Origin of the sequence: Pseudomonas entomophila, assembly GCF_029478665.1 — a bacterium.
Classification (GTDB): domain Bacteria; phylum Pseudomonadota; class Gammaproteobacteria; order Pseudomonadales; family Pseudomonadaceae; genus Aquipseudomonas; species Aquipseudomonas entomophila_F.
Genome location: NZ_JARPQB010000036.1, coordinates 34,433 through 51,137, shown reverse-complemented (window position 1 = coordinate 51,137; position 16,705 = coordinate 34,433). Strand labels below are relative to the sequence as shown.

Genomic DNA, 16,705 nt, shown 5'->3' with positions numbered 1-16,705 from the left:
CACTGTGATGCCTCGGCGGGGGCGAGTCCATTCAATTACAGGGGGGAGCGTAAATCCCGAACATCTGCAAGGCTGTTGCCCCCACGCCGTATCAGGCCTGACCGAACCAATGCTGCCAGGCCAGGCGCACTGTCAATGCCAGCACCACGGTGATGAACACCGGGCGGATGAACTTGCTGCCGCCGCTGATCGCCGTGCGCGCACCAAAGAAGGCGCCGACCATCACCGACAGGCCCATGCACAGGCCGACGACGTAGTCCACCTGCCCGGAAATGACGAACACCGTCAGCGCCGCGATGTTGCTGACGAAGTTCATGCTGCGTGCCACGCCGCTGGCGCGGACCAGGTCGATGGGGTAGAGCAGCAGCGTGCTCACGGTCCAGAACGCGCCAGTGCCGGGGCCAGCCACGCCGTCGTAGAAGCCCAGCGAGAAGCCTTGGGGAAACTGCCATTTCCGCTTGATCGGCGCATCGGCGTCCAGCGGCGCCTTGGGCGTGCCGCCGAACAGCAGGTACACGCCGCAGGCGAAGACGATCACCGGCAGCATCTTGTTCAGCCATTCGGCCGGCATGTAGTGGGCGGCCACCGCGCCAATCAGCGCGCCCACCAGCGTGCCGAGAATCGCCAGGCGCCATTGCGCCGGGTGAAACAGCTTGCGCCGGTAGTAGGTGATGCTGGCGGTGGCCGCGCCGAAGGTCGAGCTGAGCTTGTTGGTGCCCAGCACCAGGTGCGGGGGCATGCCGGCGGTCAGTAGAGCGGGTGTGGTCAGCAGGCCGCCGCCGCCGGCAATGGCATCGATGAAACCGGCGACGAAGGCGACCAGGGCGAGGATCAGCAGGGTGAGCGGTTCTACGGTGAGTTCGAAGGGCATGGGGGCTTGGGCTGGCTGGACGGCGGGGTGCGGCAAAAGGCCGCGCTAGAGGCGGTACATGGTAATCCTCGTAACGTTGTGTTGCCAGCACCGGTCTTGTTCGCCGGCAAGCCGGCCCCTACAGAGGTCCCGTAGGAGCCGGCTTGCCGGCGAACAGGGCACTACAGGAACCACCGATACTCCCGCGCACTGACCTCCTGCATGAACGCCAGATGATCCTGGCGCTTGTTCTCGCAATACACCATGACGAATTCCGCGCCCAACCCATCATTCACCACCGGATGCCCGCGCATGGCAGCCACCGCGCCAAGCATGTCCTTGGGAAAATCGATGCCGCTGCCACGGTTCTCGTTCAGTGGCGCAATGGGTTCCCGCGCGGCATCGAGCCCATGCTCCATCCCACACAGGATCGCCGCCAGCACCAGATACGGATTGGCATCCGCCCCCGCCAATCGATGCTCGATACGCAGGTTGCGCGGGTCCGATTCGGGAATGCGGATACACGCATCGCGATCCTCGTAGCCCCAGCTGGCACGGCTGGCGGCGTTGACCATGGCGCCATAGCGGCGGAACGCATTGTGGTTGGCGGCGAAGATCGGCATGCAGTGCGGCAGCAGCGCCAGGCAGCCGGCCACGGCGTGGCGCAGCGGGCGTTGCTGGTCGGCGGCGAGCAGGTTGTTGCCATCCCGGTCGTAGAGGCTGACGTGCACATGCATGCCGCTGCCCGGCGCCTGCAGGTAGGGCTTGCTCATGAACGAGGCGCGCAAGCCGTGTTTCAGCGCCACGCCACGGGTGCTGCGGCAGAACATCGCCGCCCAGTCGGCGGCGCGCAGGCCATCGTCGCAGTGGCCGAAGTTGATCTCGAACTGGCCCGGCCCCAGTTCGGCGGTGATCACATTGGCGTCCACGCCTTGGGCGTTGGCGGCCTCGACCATCTCGCGCAGCACGTCGGAGAAGCGCGACAGGCGTTCGATGTGCAGGTTGGGCTGGTCGTCGGCGTCATTGCTGAACGGGTCGTGGGGAAACTGTGGCAGGCCTTCCTTGAGTGCGCGATCGAACAGGTAGAACTCCAGCTCGAACGCCACCACCGGGCGGATACCGCGCCGTGCCAGGCGCTGCAACACACGGGCGAGCACTTCGCGGGGTTCGAACTCGATGGGCGCGGCAGTGCCGTCGGAAGTGATCAGCATCTGGCCCAGTGGCTCGCGCTCCCAGCTCACCGGTTTGAGCGTGCCCGGTACCAGGCGGCGCACGGCGTCCGGGTCGCCGTCGTTGAAGCAGTAGTCGCCAATCGGGAACAGCCCGCCCTGGACACCCAGCAACACGCAGTTCTGCGGCAGCTTCAAGGGGCTGCCGGCGGCGACCTTTTCCAGCATGTCGATGGGGTAGCGTTTGCCGTAGAAGTGGCCAGGAATGTCCAGGCTGATCAAGTCGACGTAGCGCACGTCCGGATGCCGTGAGCGGAAGGCACGGACTTCGTCGGGCAAGCTGTGGTTGGTGGTCATCGTGTGCTCCATTGCAATGAAACATGATTCGGTGATCAGTGGCCATGCGCCAGCTTCAAGGTCAACGCCGCGCCTGTAGGAGCCGGCCTTGCCGGCGAATGGGCCCGCGCAGGCAAAGCCGTGCCGTCAACGGAACACCCAAAGGACACGTGTCACCAGGGACGTCAGGTTGGCATAGCGAAACTGGCTATGCGGCGGCAGCTGAAAGCTGTCGTTGGGATGCAAGGTCACGGCCGCTTCATGGCCGTGCAGCCATAGGGTCAGCTCGCCTTCGAGGACGAAACCACCCTGCTCCGAGCTGTCGTCCAAGTGCCCCTCGCCACTGCTGGCGCCCGGTGCCAAGTGGCTTTCGAGCATGGCGAAGCGGCCGTTGAGGGTGGGCGAGACCAGCACATCGGTGACCCCGGCGGCGTAATACAGGGTGCGCCGTTCGCCGGGGCGGGTGACCCAGTCGATCTCCCTCGGCGGCACCGCCTGGTAGAAATAGGTGGTGGGTACCTGCAACGCTTCGCTGATGGCGGTGAGATCGGCCACGGTGGGGCGTGACAGGCCGCGCTCCACCTGGGAGAGAAAGCCCACGGAACGGTTCACCCGCGTGGCCAGGTCATCCAGGGTGAGACTCCGGTGCTTGCGCAGGTCGCGGACCAGGCGCGCCAGGTCTTCGCGTGCTTCACGTGGTTCAGACATGATCGCGCATCCTGTACCAGGCCTTGGCCGCCGCCTCCAGCGGGGCCGCCAGCAGGTCGCCACCGAAGAAGCGGCCGTTGTCGATGCCTTGGTACAACGCCAGCAGGTCCTCGTCGCCGAGGATCGCGTCGCTGACCGCGCGCGCCCCGGCCAGGGTCGGCAGCACGCCATGCCCGGAGAAACCCTGCAGCCAATAGCGCTGGCCCTGGCGGCCGATATCCGGCGTGCGTTGGAGGCTGCAGTCGATATGCCCGCCCCAGGCGTGCTCGATGGCCACACCCTTGAGTTGTGGGAACACCCGCTCCAGGCAAGGGCGGGTGGCGGCGGCGACATCCTTGGGGATGCCGCCCAGATAGGTGCAGCCGCCACCGAACAGCAGGCGGTGATCGGGGGTGAGGCGGAAGTAGTCGGGGATGAACTGGTTATCGATCACGCAGCTGTTGCGGGGTAGCAGCGAGGCGGCGAGGCCCGTATCGAGCGGCGCGGTGGCCACCTGGTAGGAACCTACCGGCAGCAAGCGGCGCGAGAGGGCGCGGTCGAGGCCGTCGATGTAGGCATTGCAGGCCAGCACCAACACGCGGCTGCGCACTTCACCGCTGGCGGTGCGGGCGACGAAGCCGTCTGCGTGTTCCTGGTAGTCGAGCACCTGGCTCTGTTCGAAGATGTCGCCCCCGGCCCGCTCGATCGTGGCCGCCAGCCCCTGGGCCAGTTTCAGCGGGTTGAGGTGGGCGCCGTTGGGATCGTACAGCGCGGCCTGATAGCGCGGGCTGTCGATCCATTCGGGCAGCTCATCGCGGCCGATCAAGCGCAGGCAATCGTAGTGGAGCGTGTCCTGCGCTTCACGACGAGCTTCCTCCAGCAGCTTGACGCGACGCGGCAGCACCGCGGCCCACAGGCTGCCGAGGCGGTAGTCGATATCGAAGCCGTGGCGTTGGGGTAACTCGCGCATTTCCCGAGCGGCCCAGCACATGCTGTCCCACAGGCGGCGCCCGCGTTCCAGGCCAAGGGCCTTGAGCAGGGGCGGCATGTCGCACGACCAGCCGAGCAACGCCTGGCCGCCGTTGCGACCGGACGCCGCCCATGCCACCCGGCTGGCCTCCAGCAGGGTCACGCGCGTGCCGGCCAGGGCCAGGCGCAGGGCGGTGTGCAGGCCACTGAAACCGGCGCCGATGATCAGTACATCGGTGTCGACGGAGCCTTGCAGGGTAGGGCGCAGGGGGATGGGGGCGGGGTAGGTCTGGGCGTAGTAGCTGGCGACGTGCTGGGCGGATTGCTTGAACATGCCGGGGCCTCGTGAAATTTTTTATGATTATTTTCATGAAAAAATAGCAGAGGATTTTCATATCGCCAGTCGAGGGCATTATTCGAGGCAAGCCGCGCTAGGTTGCTGCCTTGCGCCGAGGCTGTCGGGGCTTGCTGGTTGCTGCCTTGCCTTTGGCCGCCCCCTTGCGCTTCTTCTTCCAGGGCGCCGTGGCCTTGCCTGCCGCTGGCCCGGTGATGTTCAGGCGCATGCCACTGCAGCGCTGCACCAGCTTGCCCATCCACGCCGACTGGCGGGTGACGAACTCGTCCAGGCTCATCTCGCCGCTCTGTACCATGTCCAGCGCCTGTTCCCAGATCGCCGTGGTGCCGGGGTCGGCGATGGCCCGGGGCACGGCATCGATCAGGCTGAAGGCTGCTGGCGTGGCCGACAGTGCCTTGCCGTTCTTGACCAGGTAGCCGCGGTCGAGCAGGCCCTGGATGATGCTGGCGCGAGTCGCCTCGGTGCCGATGCCGGTGGTCTCCTTGAGCTTCTGCTTGAGCAGTGGGTCCTCCACCAGCTTGGCGACGTTCTTCATCGCCTTGATCAGATCGCCTTCGGTAAACGGTTTAGGGGGCTGGGTCCACAGGTCCTTGAGCTGCAAGCCCCGCACCGCGCAGTCCTGCCCCTCGCGCAGTGCCGGCAGCACCTGGGCCGGTGGCGCCTCGCGGCCCTTCGTGGGGGTCAACGCTTCGGGGAGCGCACGGCGCCAGCCCGGCTCGATGATCTGCTTGCCGACCGAGCGCAGCGTGTGCCCGGCGCAATCGAAGTCGGCCTGGGTGCGGTCGTACTCGTGGTTGGGCAGGAACTGGGCGAGGTAGCGGGCGCGAATCAGGGTGTACACCGCCTTGTACTTGGGTGGCAGGCGCGACGGGTCGCTGGCGGCGGAGGTAGGGATGATGCCGTGGTGGGCGCTGACCTTCTGGTCGTTCCAGGCCCGCGAGCGGCGTTGCGGGTCGAGGTACGGTTGCAGCTGTGCAAGGCTGCCATCGGCGCGTTGCAGCGCGGCGAGGATGCCCGGCGCCTCGCCATGCTGGCTGAGTGGCAGGTAACCGCTGTCGCTGCGCGGATAGGTGATCAGTTTGTGGGTTTCGTACAGCGCCTGGGCGATGTCCAGGGTCTCCTGGGCACCGAGCCCCAGTTTCTTCGAGCAGAGCTCTTGCAGGGTGCCCAGGTCGAAGGGCAGGGGCGCGGCCTCGCGGACGCGCTCGGTGGCGATCTTCATCACCCGGGCGCTGCCGGCAGCTTGCATGTCATGGGCGGCCTGCTGCGCCAGGGCCTGCTTCAGGCAACGGCCCTGGTCATCGCAGGCATCCTCCGGCGCGCGCCATTGAGCGTTGAACACATTGCCGGCGCTTTCCAGCTGCACGTCGATGGCCCAGAAGGGTACCGGCACGAAATCGGCGATGCTGCGGTCGCGGTCCACCACCAGGCGCAGCGTCGGTGTCTGCACCCGACCCACGGGCAGCACGCCCTGATAGCCGGACTGACGCCCGAGCAGGGTGAACAGGCGGCTCATGTTCATGCCGATCAGCCAGTCGGCCCGCGAGCGGCCCAGGGCGGAGTGGTAGAGGTTGAAGGTTTCCTGGCCGGGCAGCAGGCGCGCCAGTGCCTTGCGGATCGAGGCGTCGTCCAGGGCCGACAGCCACAGGCGCTGGATCGGCCCCCGGTAGCGGCAGTGCTCGACCAGTTCGCGGGCGATCATCTCGCCCTCGCGGTCGGCGTCGGTGGCGATCACCAGTTCGCGGGCCTCGCCGAGCAGGCGCTTGACCGCCTTGAACTGGCTGGCGGTCTTGGGCTTGACCGTCATTTTCCACTTCTCGGGGATGATCGGCAGGTCGTCGAGCGACCAGCGCTTGTAGCGCTCGTCGTAGCTGTCGGGCGGGGCGGTTTCCAGCAGGTGGCCGATGCACCAGGTCACGCAGACATCGGTGCCTTGCCAGCAGCCGTCGCCCCGGCGCTGGGCGCCGAGCACTTTGGCGATGTCTTTTGCCTGGGAGGGTTTTTCGCAGAGAAAGAGGCGCATGGCCGCAACGCTTGATCGGTGGGAATGGGCACTAGGATGCGCAAGGCAGGGCGCGCAGGCAAGTTTTATCTGTATGCATGTACAGTTTTTTTATCCGTGATTTTGGCAGGGTTGCCACTCCCAGGGGCTTGAATCTTGTGGCACTGGCGTGCCAGTTTTGCCTTTCGCCCGTCAGTCGTGTCAAAGGACGATGTCGCTGGGGCGTCCTACCTACAACGAACAGGGATGTATCCAATGCCCGTATTTGATTACCGCCAACTTGGCAGCTCTGCCTCTTCCGCCCTCTACAAGGATGCCATGGCCCTGGCGATGTACGCCTACCACGGTATCGACGATGGATTCGCCGCAGGCTACCAGCAGCATGGCTTCGGCCTGGGCCTGCCGGCAACGCTGGCCAAGGCACTGATCGGTGGCACCGACAGCCAGGGCGTGATCCCCGGCATCCCCTGGAACCCGGACGCCGAAGCCAAGGCCCTGGCCAACGCCAAGGCGATTGGCTGGAACCCTATCAGCGCCGCGCAGCTGGGCTACCAGGGCAAGACCGATGCACGGGGAACCTTCTATGGTGAAAACGCCGGCTATACCACGGCACAGGCTGAAGTCATGGGTCGCTACGACGCTGACGGTCATCTGACGGCCATCGGCATCGCCTTTCGCGGTACCGGTGGGCCACGGGAAGTGCTGGTTGGCGACACCATCGGCGATGTGATCAACGACCTGTTGGCGGCGTTCGGGCCACCGGGCTATGCCCGCGACTACACCGGCAACGCCTACGGCCGCCTGCTCGACAATGTGGCGGCGTTTGCCAAGGCCAACGGCCTGACCGGCGCCGATGTCACCGTCAGTGGCCACAGCCTTGGCGGGCTGGCAGTGAACAGCCTGGCGGACCTCAGCACCTCGCGCTGGGGCGGCTTCTACCAGGATTCGCGCTACGTCGCCTTCGCCTCGCCGACCCAGGCCGCCGACGCCGACAAGGTGCTCAACATCGGCTACGAGAACGACCCGGTGTTCCGCGTGCTCGACGGCACCTCGGTCACCTGGGGAACCGCCGGCGTGCATGACGGCGCCAAGGCCTCGGCCACCAACAACATCGTCAACTTCAACGACCATTACGCCTCCGACGCCTGGAACCTGTTGCCGTTCTCCATCGCCAACATCGCCACCTGGCTGTCGCACCTGCCGGCCGCCTACACCGATGGCCTTGGACGGGTGGTGGACTCTTCCTTCTATCAATGGACCACCCGCGACTCGACCGTGGTGGTCAGCAACCTGTCCGATACGACCCGGGGCTCGACCTGGGTCGAGGACCTCAACCGCAACGCCGAGCCGCACAAGGGCAGCACCTTCATCATCGGCACCGACAAGGACGACCTGATCCATGGCGGGCGTGGCAACGACTACCTCGAAGGGCGTGCCGGCAACGACACCTTCCGTGATGATGGCGGCTTCAACCTGATCGATGGCGGCGACGGGCATGACACGCTCAAGCTGCAGGATTCACTGGCCAGCCTGAGCATCGCCCGCGACGGCGAGGGCACGGTGTATGTGCAGGATGCCGCGGGCGGCATCAGCCAGTTGCACAGCGTCGAGAACCTGGTCAGCAAGGAGCCGAACCTGGTGATCTTCACCAAGGAGGTGACCCATCAGCTAGGGGTGGATGGGTTGCTGAACAGTGGCAAGCTCAACCCCTACGCAGCGTCGATCAGTGGCAGCCAGGCGGGTGACCAACTGCTGGCGGGGAACCAGGGGCAGTGGTTGTTCGGCCTGGGCGGGGATGATCGCCTGCAGGGCGGCGCGGGCAATGACGTGCTGGTCGGTGGTACCGGCAACGATGTGCTCAGTGGCGGTGCCGGGCGCGATACGTTCCTGTTCAGCGGGCACTTCGGTCTGGACCGGGTGCTGGATTTCACCGGCCAGGACCGCCTGGTGTTCATGGGCGTGGAGGGCGGCACGGCTGCGCCGGCCTGGCGTGATCATGCCAGCCAGGTGGGCAATGACCTGGTACTGAAGTTCGGTGCGGACAGCGTGACGCTGGTGGGCATTGCCGCGCAGTCACTGGGGGATGGCCAGGTCGTGATTGCCTGACCAAACGGTTCGCCGGCAAGCCGGCTCCTACGGGTAACGCTGTAGGAGCCGGCTTGCCGGCGACTGGCGGCTCAGGCGATCTCGCGCGAGTCGCGCACCATGTCCACGTGCGGAATCCCGGCTTCGAGGAACTCCTCGCTGACCACGCGGAACCCCAGGCGCTCATAGAACGGTGTGGCGTGCACCTGGGCGCTGAGCATCTGCTGCTTGAGGTCGCGGTTCTGCGCCTCGACGATCACCGCCTGCATCAGCGCATCGCCCACCTTCAAGCCGCGCCAGTCCTTGAGTACCGACACCCGGCCGATGGTGCCGTCGGGCAACAGGCGCGCGGTACCGATCGGGTAGTCGCCTTCCATGGCCAGGAAGTGCACGGCACTCGGGTCTTCGGCGTCGAACTCCAGCTCCGGCGGCACATGCTGCTCGGCGACGAACACGGCGCTGCGGATGCGGTGGATATCGGCGTTGTCCTTGTGCCAGTCGGCCAGTCGAACGCTGATCTTATTCATCGGCGAACCCCAGGCTGCCTTGCATGACCAGTTGCTGCACCAGCATCAGGCCGTCTTCGTCCTGCAGCCACTGGGCCAGGTTTTCGCTGTGCAGGGCGTCGGCGGAGCAGATCAGTTTCAGCAGCTCGCGCAGCTTGCCCGGCAGCGGGCAGCTGCGGCCGCTGGCGAACAGCAGCAGGTCGTCGCCGAACTCCGACCAGGCCATACGTGCGCTCGGGTTGCGGATCAGGATGGCGCCCTGGCCGAGGTAGTCGAGCAGCTCCTGTTCGGACAGTTCCTCGCCCACCACCTGCTCCGGGTAACGCGGCTCGGTCATGAACTGGCCGAACCAGGTCAGCAGCAGGTCCTTGTCGGCCATGTGCTTGTCGATCAGGGCCTTGAGGCGGTCCAGGGCATCGTGCTGGATCTGGTGCGGGTCGCTGACCGGCTGGGCGTCGGCATCGCTGTAGCGCTCTTCGTCCGGCAGGAACTGGCCGAGGAAGTCGGTGAAGTGGGTCAGCACTTCGGCCGCGCTCGGGGCGCGGAAGCCCACCGAGTAGGTCATGCACTCGCCCTCGGCAACGCCGTAGTGGGCCAGGCGCGGCGGCAGGTAGAGCATGTCGCCGGGCTCCAGGGTCCACTCGTCGCTCTGCTCGAAATCGGCGAGGATGCGCAGGTCGGCATGGTCGATCAGCGCGCTGTCGCTGTTGCACATCTGGCCGACTTTCCAGTTGCGCTTGCCTTCGGCCTGCAGCAGGAACACATCGTAGTTGTCGAAGTGCGGGCCGACGCTGCCACCGGGCGCCGCGTAGCTGATCATCACGTCGTCGATACGCCAGCTGGGCAGGAAGCGGAACTCTTCGAGGAGCTCGGCCACTTCCGGCACGAACTGGTCCACCGCCTGCACCAGCAGGGTCCAGTCACGCTCGGGCAGGTCGGCGAAGGCGTCCTCGGCGAACGGGCCGCGGCGCAGTTCCCACGGGCGCTCGCCATGTTCAAGCACCAGGCGCGACTCGACTTCTTCTTCCAGGGCCAGGCCGGCCAGCTCGTCGCCATCGATGGGGCTGACGAAGTCGGGGAAGGCCTGACGCACCAGCAGCGGCTTCTTCTGCCAGTAGTCGCGCAGGAATTCACGGGCCGTCAGGCCGCCCAGCAGTTGCAGTGGAGTATCAGAATTCATGTTCAACCTATTGAAAAAACGTAATTTTCAGACGGGAATAAAAACGCCCGGCCAGGCCGGGCGTTAAGCGCGGGGCGCAGGTCAGATGCGTTTGGCCTGGGCCACGGCGTTGCCAATGTAGGTGGCAGGGGTCAGTTGCTTGAGCTCGGCCTTGGCTTCGGCCGGCATGTCCAGGCCGTCGATGAAGGTCAGCAGCGCTTCAGGGGTGATGCCCTTGCCACGGGTCAGCTCCTTGAGCTTCTCGTAGGGGTTCTCGATGTTGAAGCGGCGCATCACGGTCTGGATCGGCTCGGCCAGGACTTCCCAGCAGGCGTCCAGGTCGGCGGCGATACGGGCGGCGTTGACTTCCAGCTTGCCGATGCCTTTCAGGCTGGCTTCGTAGGCGATGACGCTGTGGGCGAAGCCCACGCCCAGGTTGCGCAGCACGGTGGAGTCGGTCAGGTCACGCTGCCAGCGCGAAATCGGCAGCTTGCTGGCCAGGTGCTGGAACAGCGCGTTGGCGATCCCCAGGTTGCCTTCGGAGTTCTCGAAGTCGATCGGGTTGACCTTGTGCGGCATGGTCGAGGAGCCGATTTCGCCGGCGACGGTCTTCTGCTTGAAGTAGCCCAGCGAGATGTAGCCCCAGACGTCGCGGTCGAAGTCGATGAGGATGGTGTTGAAGCGGGCGATGGCGTCGAACAGCTCGGCGATGTAGTCGTGCGGCTCGATCTGGGTGGTGTAGGGGTTGAACACCAGGCCCAGCTCGTCCTCGATGAAGGCGCGGGCGTTCTGCTCCCAGTCGATCTGCGAGTACGCGGACAGGTGGGCGTTGTAGTTGCCCACGGCGCCGTTGATCTTGCCCAGCAGCGGCACGGCGGCCACCTGAGCGATCTGACGCTCCAGGCGGTAGACGACGTTGGCCAGTTCTTTGCCCAGGGTGGTCGGCGAGGCCGGCTGGCCGTGGGTGCGCGACAGCATGGGTACTTCGGCGTGGGCGTGGGCCAGGGCGCGGATTGATTCGGCGATCTGGCGCATCAGCGGCAGCAGCACGTCGTCGCGGCCAGCACGCAGCATCAGGGCGTGGGACAGGTTGTTGATGTCCTCGCTGGTGCAGGCGAAGTGGATGAACTCGCTGACCTTGGCCAGTTCAGGCAGTTGAGCGGCTTGCTCCTTGAGCAGGTACTCGATGGCCTTGACGTCGTGGTTGGTGGTGCGCTCGATCTCTTTGACGCGTTCGGCGTGCTCGAGCTTGAAATCGGTGGCCAGGCTGTCCAGCACGGCGTTGGCTTCGGCGGAGAACGCCGGCACTTCGCCGATCTGCGGGTGGGCGGCCAGGCGCTGCAGCCAGCGCACTTCGACCAGGGCGCGGAAACGGATCAGGCCGAATTCGCTGAAGATGGGGCGCAGGGCCTGGGTTTTGCCGGCATAACGGCCGTCTACAGGGGAAACCGCAGTGAGCGAAGAGAGCTGCATGGGGTGTTCTCGGACAGTCAGGCTTTTGGAAGGGCGCATATCATACATGAAAAACGCGCCCGAGTCGGGTGGCTGACCAAAGGTCGGGCCATTTCGAGTCTTGCTTGAGCCCCTGTAGGAGCGGGTTTACCCGCGATGCAATGCTGGATTCACTGACGCATTCGCGGGCAAACCCGCTCCTACAGGGGCACGGTGTTCGTTCAGTCGTTGGTACGCATCATCCCGTAAAGCTCGTTGAGCAACTTGCGCCGGCTGAACACCAGTTGCCAGCGATGCCCACCCAGCTGGCGCCACAGGCGCGCGGCACGGATGCCGGCCAGCAGCAGGGCGCGGATCTTCGAGGCATTGCTCGCCTGCTGCAGGAAGCGCATGTCGCCATGCACCTGGATGCGCTGGCGCAGGGTGCTCAGGGTGTCCTGGTACAAGGCTCCGCTGGAAGCGATGACGTTTTCGTGAACCAGGCCGAAATGATCGGCCTGCGATTGAATCTGCGGCAGGCGATTGCCGATGATGTCGAGCATGTCGCCGCGTTTGTTCAGCTGGCGCTCAAGGCCGAGCATCGACAGGGCGTAGCGCAGCGGCTCGCGCTGCAGGCTGCTGGGGTCGCGCTCCAGGGCGCCGACCAGCGCACGATAGCCGTCACGCAGGTTGAGGTCGTCGCCGCCGAACACCTCCAGCGTATCCTTCGGGTCGCGCACCAGCAGGCTGCCGAGCATACAGCCGATGTTGGCCTCGCTGGCCTGGCCCGTGCGGGCGATGCGGTCGACCAGCACGGCGGCCTGGAACACGCCGCCCAGGGCGATCAGCTGCTCCTGGAGGTTGTTCATTGACGCGGGCTCCACGGCTCGGCGGTCTCGATCACGCCGCCGCCCAGGCACACCTCGCCGTCGTAGAACACCACCGACTGGCCGGGGGTAACGGCGCGCTGAGGTTCGTCGAACACCGCGCGGTAGCCGTTCTCGGTGCGCTCCAGGGTGCACTGTTGGTCGCCCTGGCGATAACGCACCTTGGCCGTGAGCCGGCGCGGGCTGCTCAAGTCGATCGGGTTGACCCAGAAGATGTCCGAGGCGAGCAGGGCGCGGGAGAACAGCCATGGGTGTTCGTTGCCCTGGCCAACTACCAGCACGTTACGGGTGAGATCCTTGTGCAGTACGTACCACGGCTCATCGCCGGCGTCCTTCAGGCCACCGATGCCCAGGCCCTGGCGCTGGCCGATGGTGTGGTACATCAGGCCGTGGTGGCGGCCGATCACTTCGTCTTCGGTGGTCTGGATCTCACCCGGCTGGGCCGGCAGGTACTGTTTGAGGAAATCGCTGAAGCGGCGCTCGCCGATGAAGCAGATGCCGGTGGAGTCCTTCTTCTTTGCCGTGGCCAGGCCGTGTTTCTCGGCGATGGCGCGCACTTCAGGCTTCTCCAGCTCACCGACCGGGAACAGGGTGCGGGCGATCTCCTTGCCGCCGACGGCATGCAGGAAGTAGCTCTGGTCCTTGTTCGGGTCCAGGCCCTTGAGCAGCTCGGTCAGCTCGCCGGTGTCGCGGCGGCGCACATAGTGGCCGGTGGCGATCAGGTCGGCGCCCAGGGACAGGGCGTAGTCGAGGAACGCCTTGAACTTGATCTCGCGGTTGCACAGGATGTCCGGGTTGGGTGTGCGGCCGGCCTTGTACTCTTCGAGGAAGTGCTCGAACACGTTGTCCCAGTATTCGGCGGCGAAGTTGGCGGTGTGCAGCTTTATGCCGATGCGGTCGCACACCGCCTGGGCGTCGGCGAGGTCTTCGCGGGCGGTGCAGTATTCGGTGCCGTCGTCCTCTTCCCAATTCTTCATGAACAGACCTTCCACCTGGTAGCCCTGCTCCATGAGCAGAAGGGCGGAGACGGAAGAGTCCACGCCGCCGGACATGCCGACGATGACGCGGGTCTTGGCGGGGTCTTTGAGTGCTGGGCTGGTCATGGCTACCGAATGTGTATCAGAGGGAAAAACGCCGATTCTATCAAACCCGCAGGCTGGCGTCAGTCGCGCAGCAGGTCGAGGCTGTGCAATGGGCCTTTGAGGTAGTCGTCCAGGCAACGGGGCACCAGTTCGCTGCGCCAGCGTGATGGCTCGGCCAGCAGCTCTTCGCGGCTCAGCCATACGGCGCGGATGATGTCGCGGTCCAGGGCCAGGTCGGTGTGGTGGCGCACGGGGCGGGCAGCGAAACAGATGCGCTGGTAGGTGATGCCATTGCTTGGGGCGGTATAGAGGTAGATGCCGACCACGCCAGTGAGTTCGACTTCCCAGGCGGTTTCTTCCAGCGTCTCGCGCAGGGCGGCCTGGGTGATGGTTTCGTTGGCTTCGAGGTGGCCGGCGGGTTGGTTGAAGACGTGCTGGCCGGCCTTGAATTCCTCGACGAAGAGGAACTTGCCCTCGTGTTCGACGATGGTGGCGACGGTGATGTGGGGTTGCCAGGTCATGTGTGTTGTCCTTCTCGATCTTGGGACCGCTGTGCGGTCCTTTCGCGGCGCAAGGCCGCTCCTACAATGGGTCGCGGTCTCCTGTAGGAGCGGCCTTGTGCCGCGAAAGGGCTGCAAGGCAGCCCCAATCCCAAAAAGCACAAACCCCGGTGCGTGGCCGGGGTTTGTGCTGTTACGTCAAGCGAACCTTACAGTGCGGCAATGGCGCTGTTCAGGGTCTGGCTCGGGCGCATCACTTTAGCGGTCAGCTCGGCATCCGGGGCGTAGTAGCCACCGATGTCGGCCGGCTTGCCCTGGACGGCGTTGAGCTCGGCGACGATGGTCGCTTCGTTCTCGCTGAGGGTCTTGGCCAGCGGGGCGAAGCGCGCCTGCAGGGCGGCGTCGTCGCTCTGGGCGGCCAGGGCTTCAGCCCAATACAGGGTCAGGTAGAAGTGGCTGCCGCGGTTGTCGATACCACCGACCTTGCGCGAAGGCGACTTGTTGGTGTCGAGGAACTTGCCGGTGGCCTGGTCCAGGGTGTTGGCCAGTACTTTGGCGCGCGGGTTGTCGTAGGTGTTGCCCAGGTGCTCGAGCGAAGCGGCGAGCGCGAGGAATTCACCCAGCGAGTCCCAGCGCAGGAAGTTCTCTTCAACCAACTGCTGCACGTGCTTCGGTGCCGAACCGCCGGCGCCGGTTTCGAACAGGCCACCGCCGTTCATCAGCGGGACGATCGACAGCATCTTGGCGCTGGTGCCCAGCTCCATGATCGGGAACAGGTCGGTCAGGTAGTCGCGCAGCACGTTGCCGGTCACCGAGATGGTGTCCTTGCCTTCGCGGATGCGGGCCAGGGAGAACTTGATGGCGTCGACCGGGGCCAGGATGCGGATGTCCAGGCCGGACGTGTCGTGGTCTTTCAGGTACGCCTGCACCTTCTCGATCATCACGCCGTCGTGGGCGCGCGCCGGGTCCAGCCAGAACACCGCCGGGGTGTTGCTCAGGCGGGCACGGTTGACGGCCAGCTTGACCCAGTCCTGGATCGGCGCGTCCTTGGTCTGGCACATGCGGAAGATGTCACCTGCCTCGACGTTCTGTTCCAGGACGACCTTGCCCTTGCCGTCGACCACGCGCACGACACCGTCGGCCTTGATCTGGAAGGTCTTGTCGTGGGAGCCGTACTCTTCGGCTTTCTGGGCCATCAGGCCGACGTTGGGGACGCTGCCCATGGTGGTCGGGTCGAAGGCGCCGTGTTGCTTGCAGTCTTCGATGGTGGCCTGGTAGATGCCGGCGTAGCAGCGGTCCGGGATCACGGCCTTGGCATCCTGCAGCTCGCCGGCGGTGTTCCACATCTTGCCCGAGTCGCGGATCATCGCAGGCATCGAGGCGTCGACGATGACGTCGCTCGGTACGTGCAGGTTGGTGATGCCCTTGTCCGAGTTGACCATGGCCAGCGCCGGGCGAACGGCGTACAGGGCCTGGATGTCGGCTTCGATCTCGGCTTGCTTTTCAGCAGGCAGGTCCTTGATGCGGGCGTACAGGTCGCCGATGCCGTTGTTCGAGTTGAAGCCAACCTCGGTCAGCGCCGCGGCGTGCTTGGCCAGCACGTCGTTGTAGAACTCCTCGACGATCACGCCGAACATGATCGGGTCGGAGACTTTCATCATGGTGGCTTTCAGGTGCACCGACAGCAGCACGCCGGAGGCCTTGGCATCGGCGATCTGCTCGGCGATGAAGGCCTTCAGGGCCTTGCGGCTCATGGTGGCGCAGTCGATGACTTCGGCGGCCTTGACCGCGGTTTTCTCTTTCAGGACGGTGGTGGTGCCGTCCTTGCCGACCAGTTCAATGCGCAGGCTGTCGTCAGCCTCGATCAGCGCGGCCTTTTCGCTGCCGTAGAAGTCGCCGTGGGTCATGTGGGCGACGTGCGACTTGGAGTCGGCGGCCCAGGCGCCCATCTTGTGCGGGTGCTTGCGTGCGTAGTTCTTGACCGACAGCGGGGCGCGGCGGTCGGAGTTGCCTTCGCGCAGGACCGGGTTCACGGCGCTGCCCTTGATGCGGTCGTAACGGGCGCGGGACTCTTTCTCTTCAGCAGAGGCCGGCTCGTCGGCGTAGTCGGGGATGTTGAAACCCTTGGCTTGCAGTTCCTTGATCGCCGCCTTCAGCTGTGGAACCGAAGCAGAGATGTTCGGCAGCTTGATGATGTTGGCTTCAGGGGTGGTGGCCAGCTGGCCCAGTTCCGCCAGGTGATCGCCTACCTGCTTCGCGCTGCCCAGTTGCTCCGGGAAGGCCGCGAGGATTCGGCCGGCCAGGGAGATGTCGCGGGTTTCGACGGCGATATCGGCCGAAGCGGTGAACGCTTCGACGATCGGCAGCAGCGAGTAGGTGGCGAGGGCGGGGGCTTCGTCGGTGAAGGTATAGATGATCTTGGAACGGGTGGGCATGCGGGTTAACTCTCTATGTGCTGAGCGTACTCGAGTCTCGAGGTGCGCAGGGTAGGCGCTTCGCCCTGGCGACGCCATGAGCGGAAAGTCGAGAGGCTGCGAGCGGTGATGGTGGATGCATCAGTCGAGCGTCAAGTGCTGGGCTGCGGTAACAACCCAGGCTTATGGCCATTTCCTGGCCGAGGGCGAGCCGCATTTTCCTGGGATTCGCCCCGATGACCCTTCGGTCGCGCCGGAGTATATCAAACCCTT

Annotated in this window: 13 protein-coding genes; 1 reads left to right on the top strand and 12 read right to left on the bottom strand. The window is 65.3% G+C overall.

What is annotated here, in order from left to right:
• Positions 1-91 precede the first annotated feature (91 nt).
• From P5705_RS18220 to P5705_RS18200, 5 genes are all read right to left on the bottom strand, one after another.
• Positions 92-871: a TSUP family transporter gene (locus P5705_RS18220; protein WP_277462272.1), complete on the bottom strand. Its 780-nt coding sequence runs from the start codon at positions 869-871 to the stop codon at positions 92-94.
• A gap of 161 nt (positions 872-1,032) precedes the next feature.
• The gene (locus tag P5705_RS18215) at positions 1,033-2,376 is read right to left on the bottom strand and encodes a glutamine synthetase family protein (protein ID WP_277462271.1); all 1,344 of its coding nucleotides are present in this window, start codon (positions 2,374-2,376) and stop codon (positions 1,033-1,035) included.
• Positions 2,377-2,502: 126 nt separating this feature from the next.
• The gene (locus P5705_RS18210) at positions 2,503-3,063 is read right to left on the bottom strand and encodes a helix-turn-helix domain-containing protein (protein WP_277462268.1); all 561 of its coding nucleotides are present in this window, start codon (positions 3,061-3,063) and stop codon (positions 2,503-2,505) included.
• Complete coding sequence (locus P5705_RS18205; RefSeq protein WP_277462266.1) at positions 3,056-4,345, bottom strand: NAD(P)/FAD-dependent oxidoreductase; 1,290 nt, start codon at positions 4,343-4,345, stop codon at positions 3,056-3,058. The genes P5705_RS18210 and P5705_RS18205 overlap by 8 nt, the downstream gene beginning before the upstream one ends.
• A gap of 97 nt (positions 4,346-4,442) precedes the next feature.
• Positions 4,443-6,389: a DNA topoisomerase III gene (locus P5705_RS18200; RefSeq protein ID WP_277462265.1), complete on the bottom strand. Its 1,947-nt coding sequence runs from the start codon at positions 6,387-6,389 to the stop codon at positions 4,443-4,445.
• A gap of 234 nt (positions 6,390-6,623) precedes the next feature.
• Between P5705_RS18200 and P5705_RS18195 the strand changes: the two genes are divergently transcribed.
• Positions 6,624-8,474: a polyurethane esterase gene (locus tag P5705_RS18195; protein WP_277462263.1), complete on the top strand. Its 1,851-nt coding sequence runs from the start codon at positions 6,624-6,626 to the stop codon at positions 8,472-8,474.
• Positions 8,475-8,545: 71 nt separating this feature from the next.
• Here P5705_RS18195 and P5705_RS18190 read toward each other — a convergent pair whose 3' ends face one another.
• From P5705_RS18190 to P5705_RS18160, 7 genes are all read right to left on the bottom strand, one after another.
• Positions 8,546-8,980: a GNAT family N-acetyltransferase gene (locus tag P5705_RS18190; protein ID WP_252088691.1), complete on the bottom strand. Its 435-nt coding sequence runs from the start codon at positions 8,978-8,980 to the stop codon at positions 8,546-8,548.
• The gene (locus P5705_RS18185; RefSeq protein WP_277462260.1) at positions 8,973-10,139 is read right to left on the bottom strand and encodes a cupin domain-containing protein; all 1,167 of its coding nucleotides are present in this window, start codon (positions 10,137-10,139) and stop codon (positions 8,973-8,975) included. The genes P5705_RS18190 and P5705_RS18185 overlap by 8 nt, the downstream gene beginning before the upstream one ends.
• 81 nt (positions 10,140-10,220) lie before the next feature.
• Entirely contained in the window at positions 10,221-11,591 is a 1,371-nt protein-coding gene (purB, locus tag P5705_RS18180) for an adenylosuccinate lyase (RefSeq protein WP_277462259.1), read from the bottom strand.
• A gap of 200 nt (positions 11,592-11,791) precedes the next feature.
• Positions 11,792-12,418 carry a high frequency lysogenization protein HflD gene (gene hflD, locus P5705_RS18175; protein ID WP_277462257.1) on the bottom strand — a complete coding sequence of 209 codons (627 nt, stop codon included), beginning with the start codon at positions 12,416-12,418 and terminating at the stop codon, positions 11,792-11,794.
• Positions 12,415-13,539: a tRNA 2-thiouridine(34) synthase MnmA gene (mnmA, locus tag P5705_RS18170; protein ID WP_277462256.1), complete on the bottom strand. Its 1,125-nt coding sequence runs from the start codon at positions 13,537-13,539 to the stop codon at positions 12,415-12,417. Before mnmA ends, hflD begins: the two co-directional genes overlap by 4 nt.
• Before the next feature lie 59 nt (positions 13,540-13,598).
• On the bottom strand, positions 13,599-14,039 hold the full coding sequence (locus tag P5705_RS18165; RefSeq protein ID WP_277462254.1) for an NUDIX hydrolase: 441 nt from the start codon (positions 14,037-14,039) through the stop codon (positions 13,599-13,601).
• A gap of 188 nt (positions 14,040-14,227) precedes the next feature.
• Complete coding sequence (locus tag P5705_RS18160; protein ID WP_277462253.1) at positions 14,228-16,453, bottom strand: NADP-dependent isocitrate dehydrogenase; 2,226 nt, start codon at positions 16,451-16,453, stop codon at positions 14,228-14,230.
• Positions 16,454-16,705: the final 252 nt, after the last annotated feature.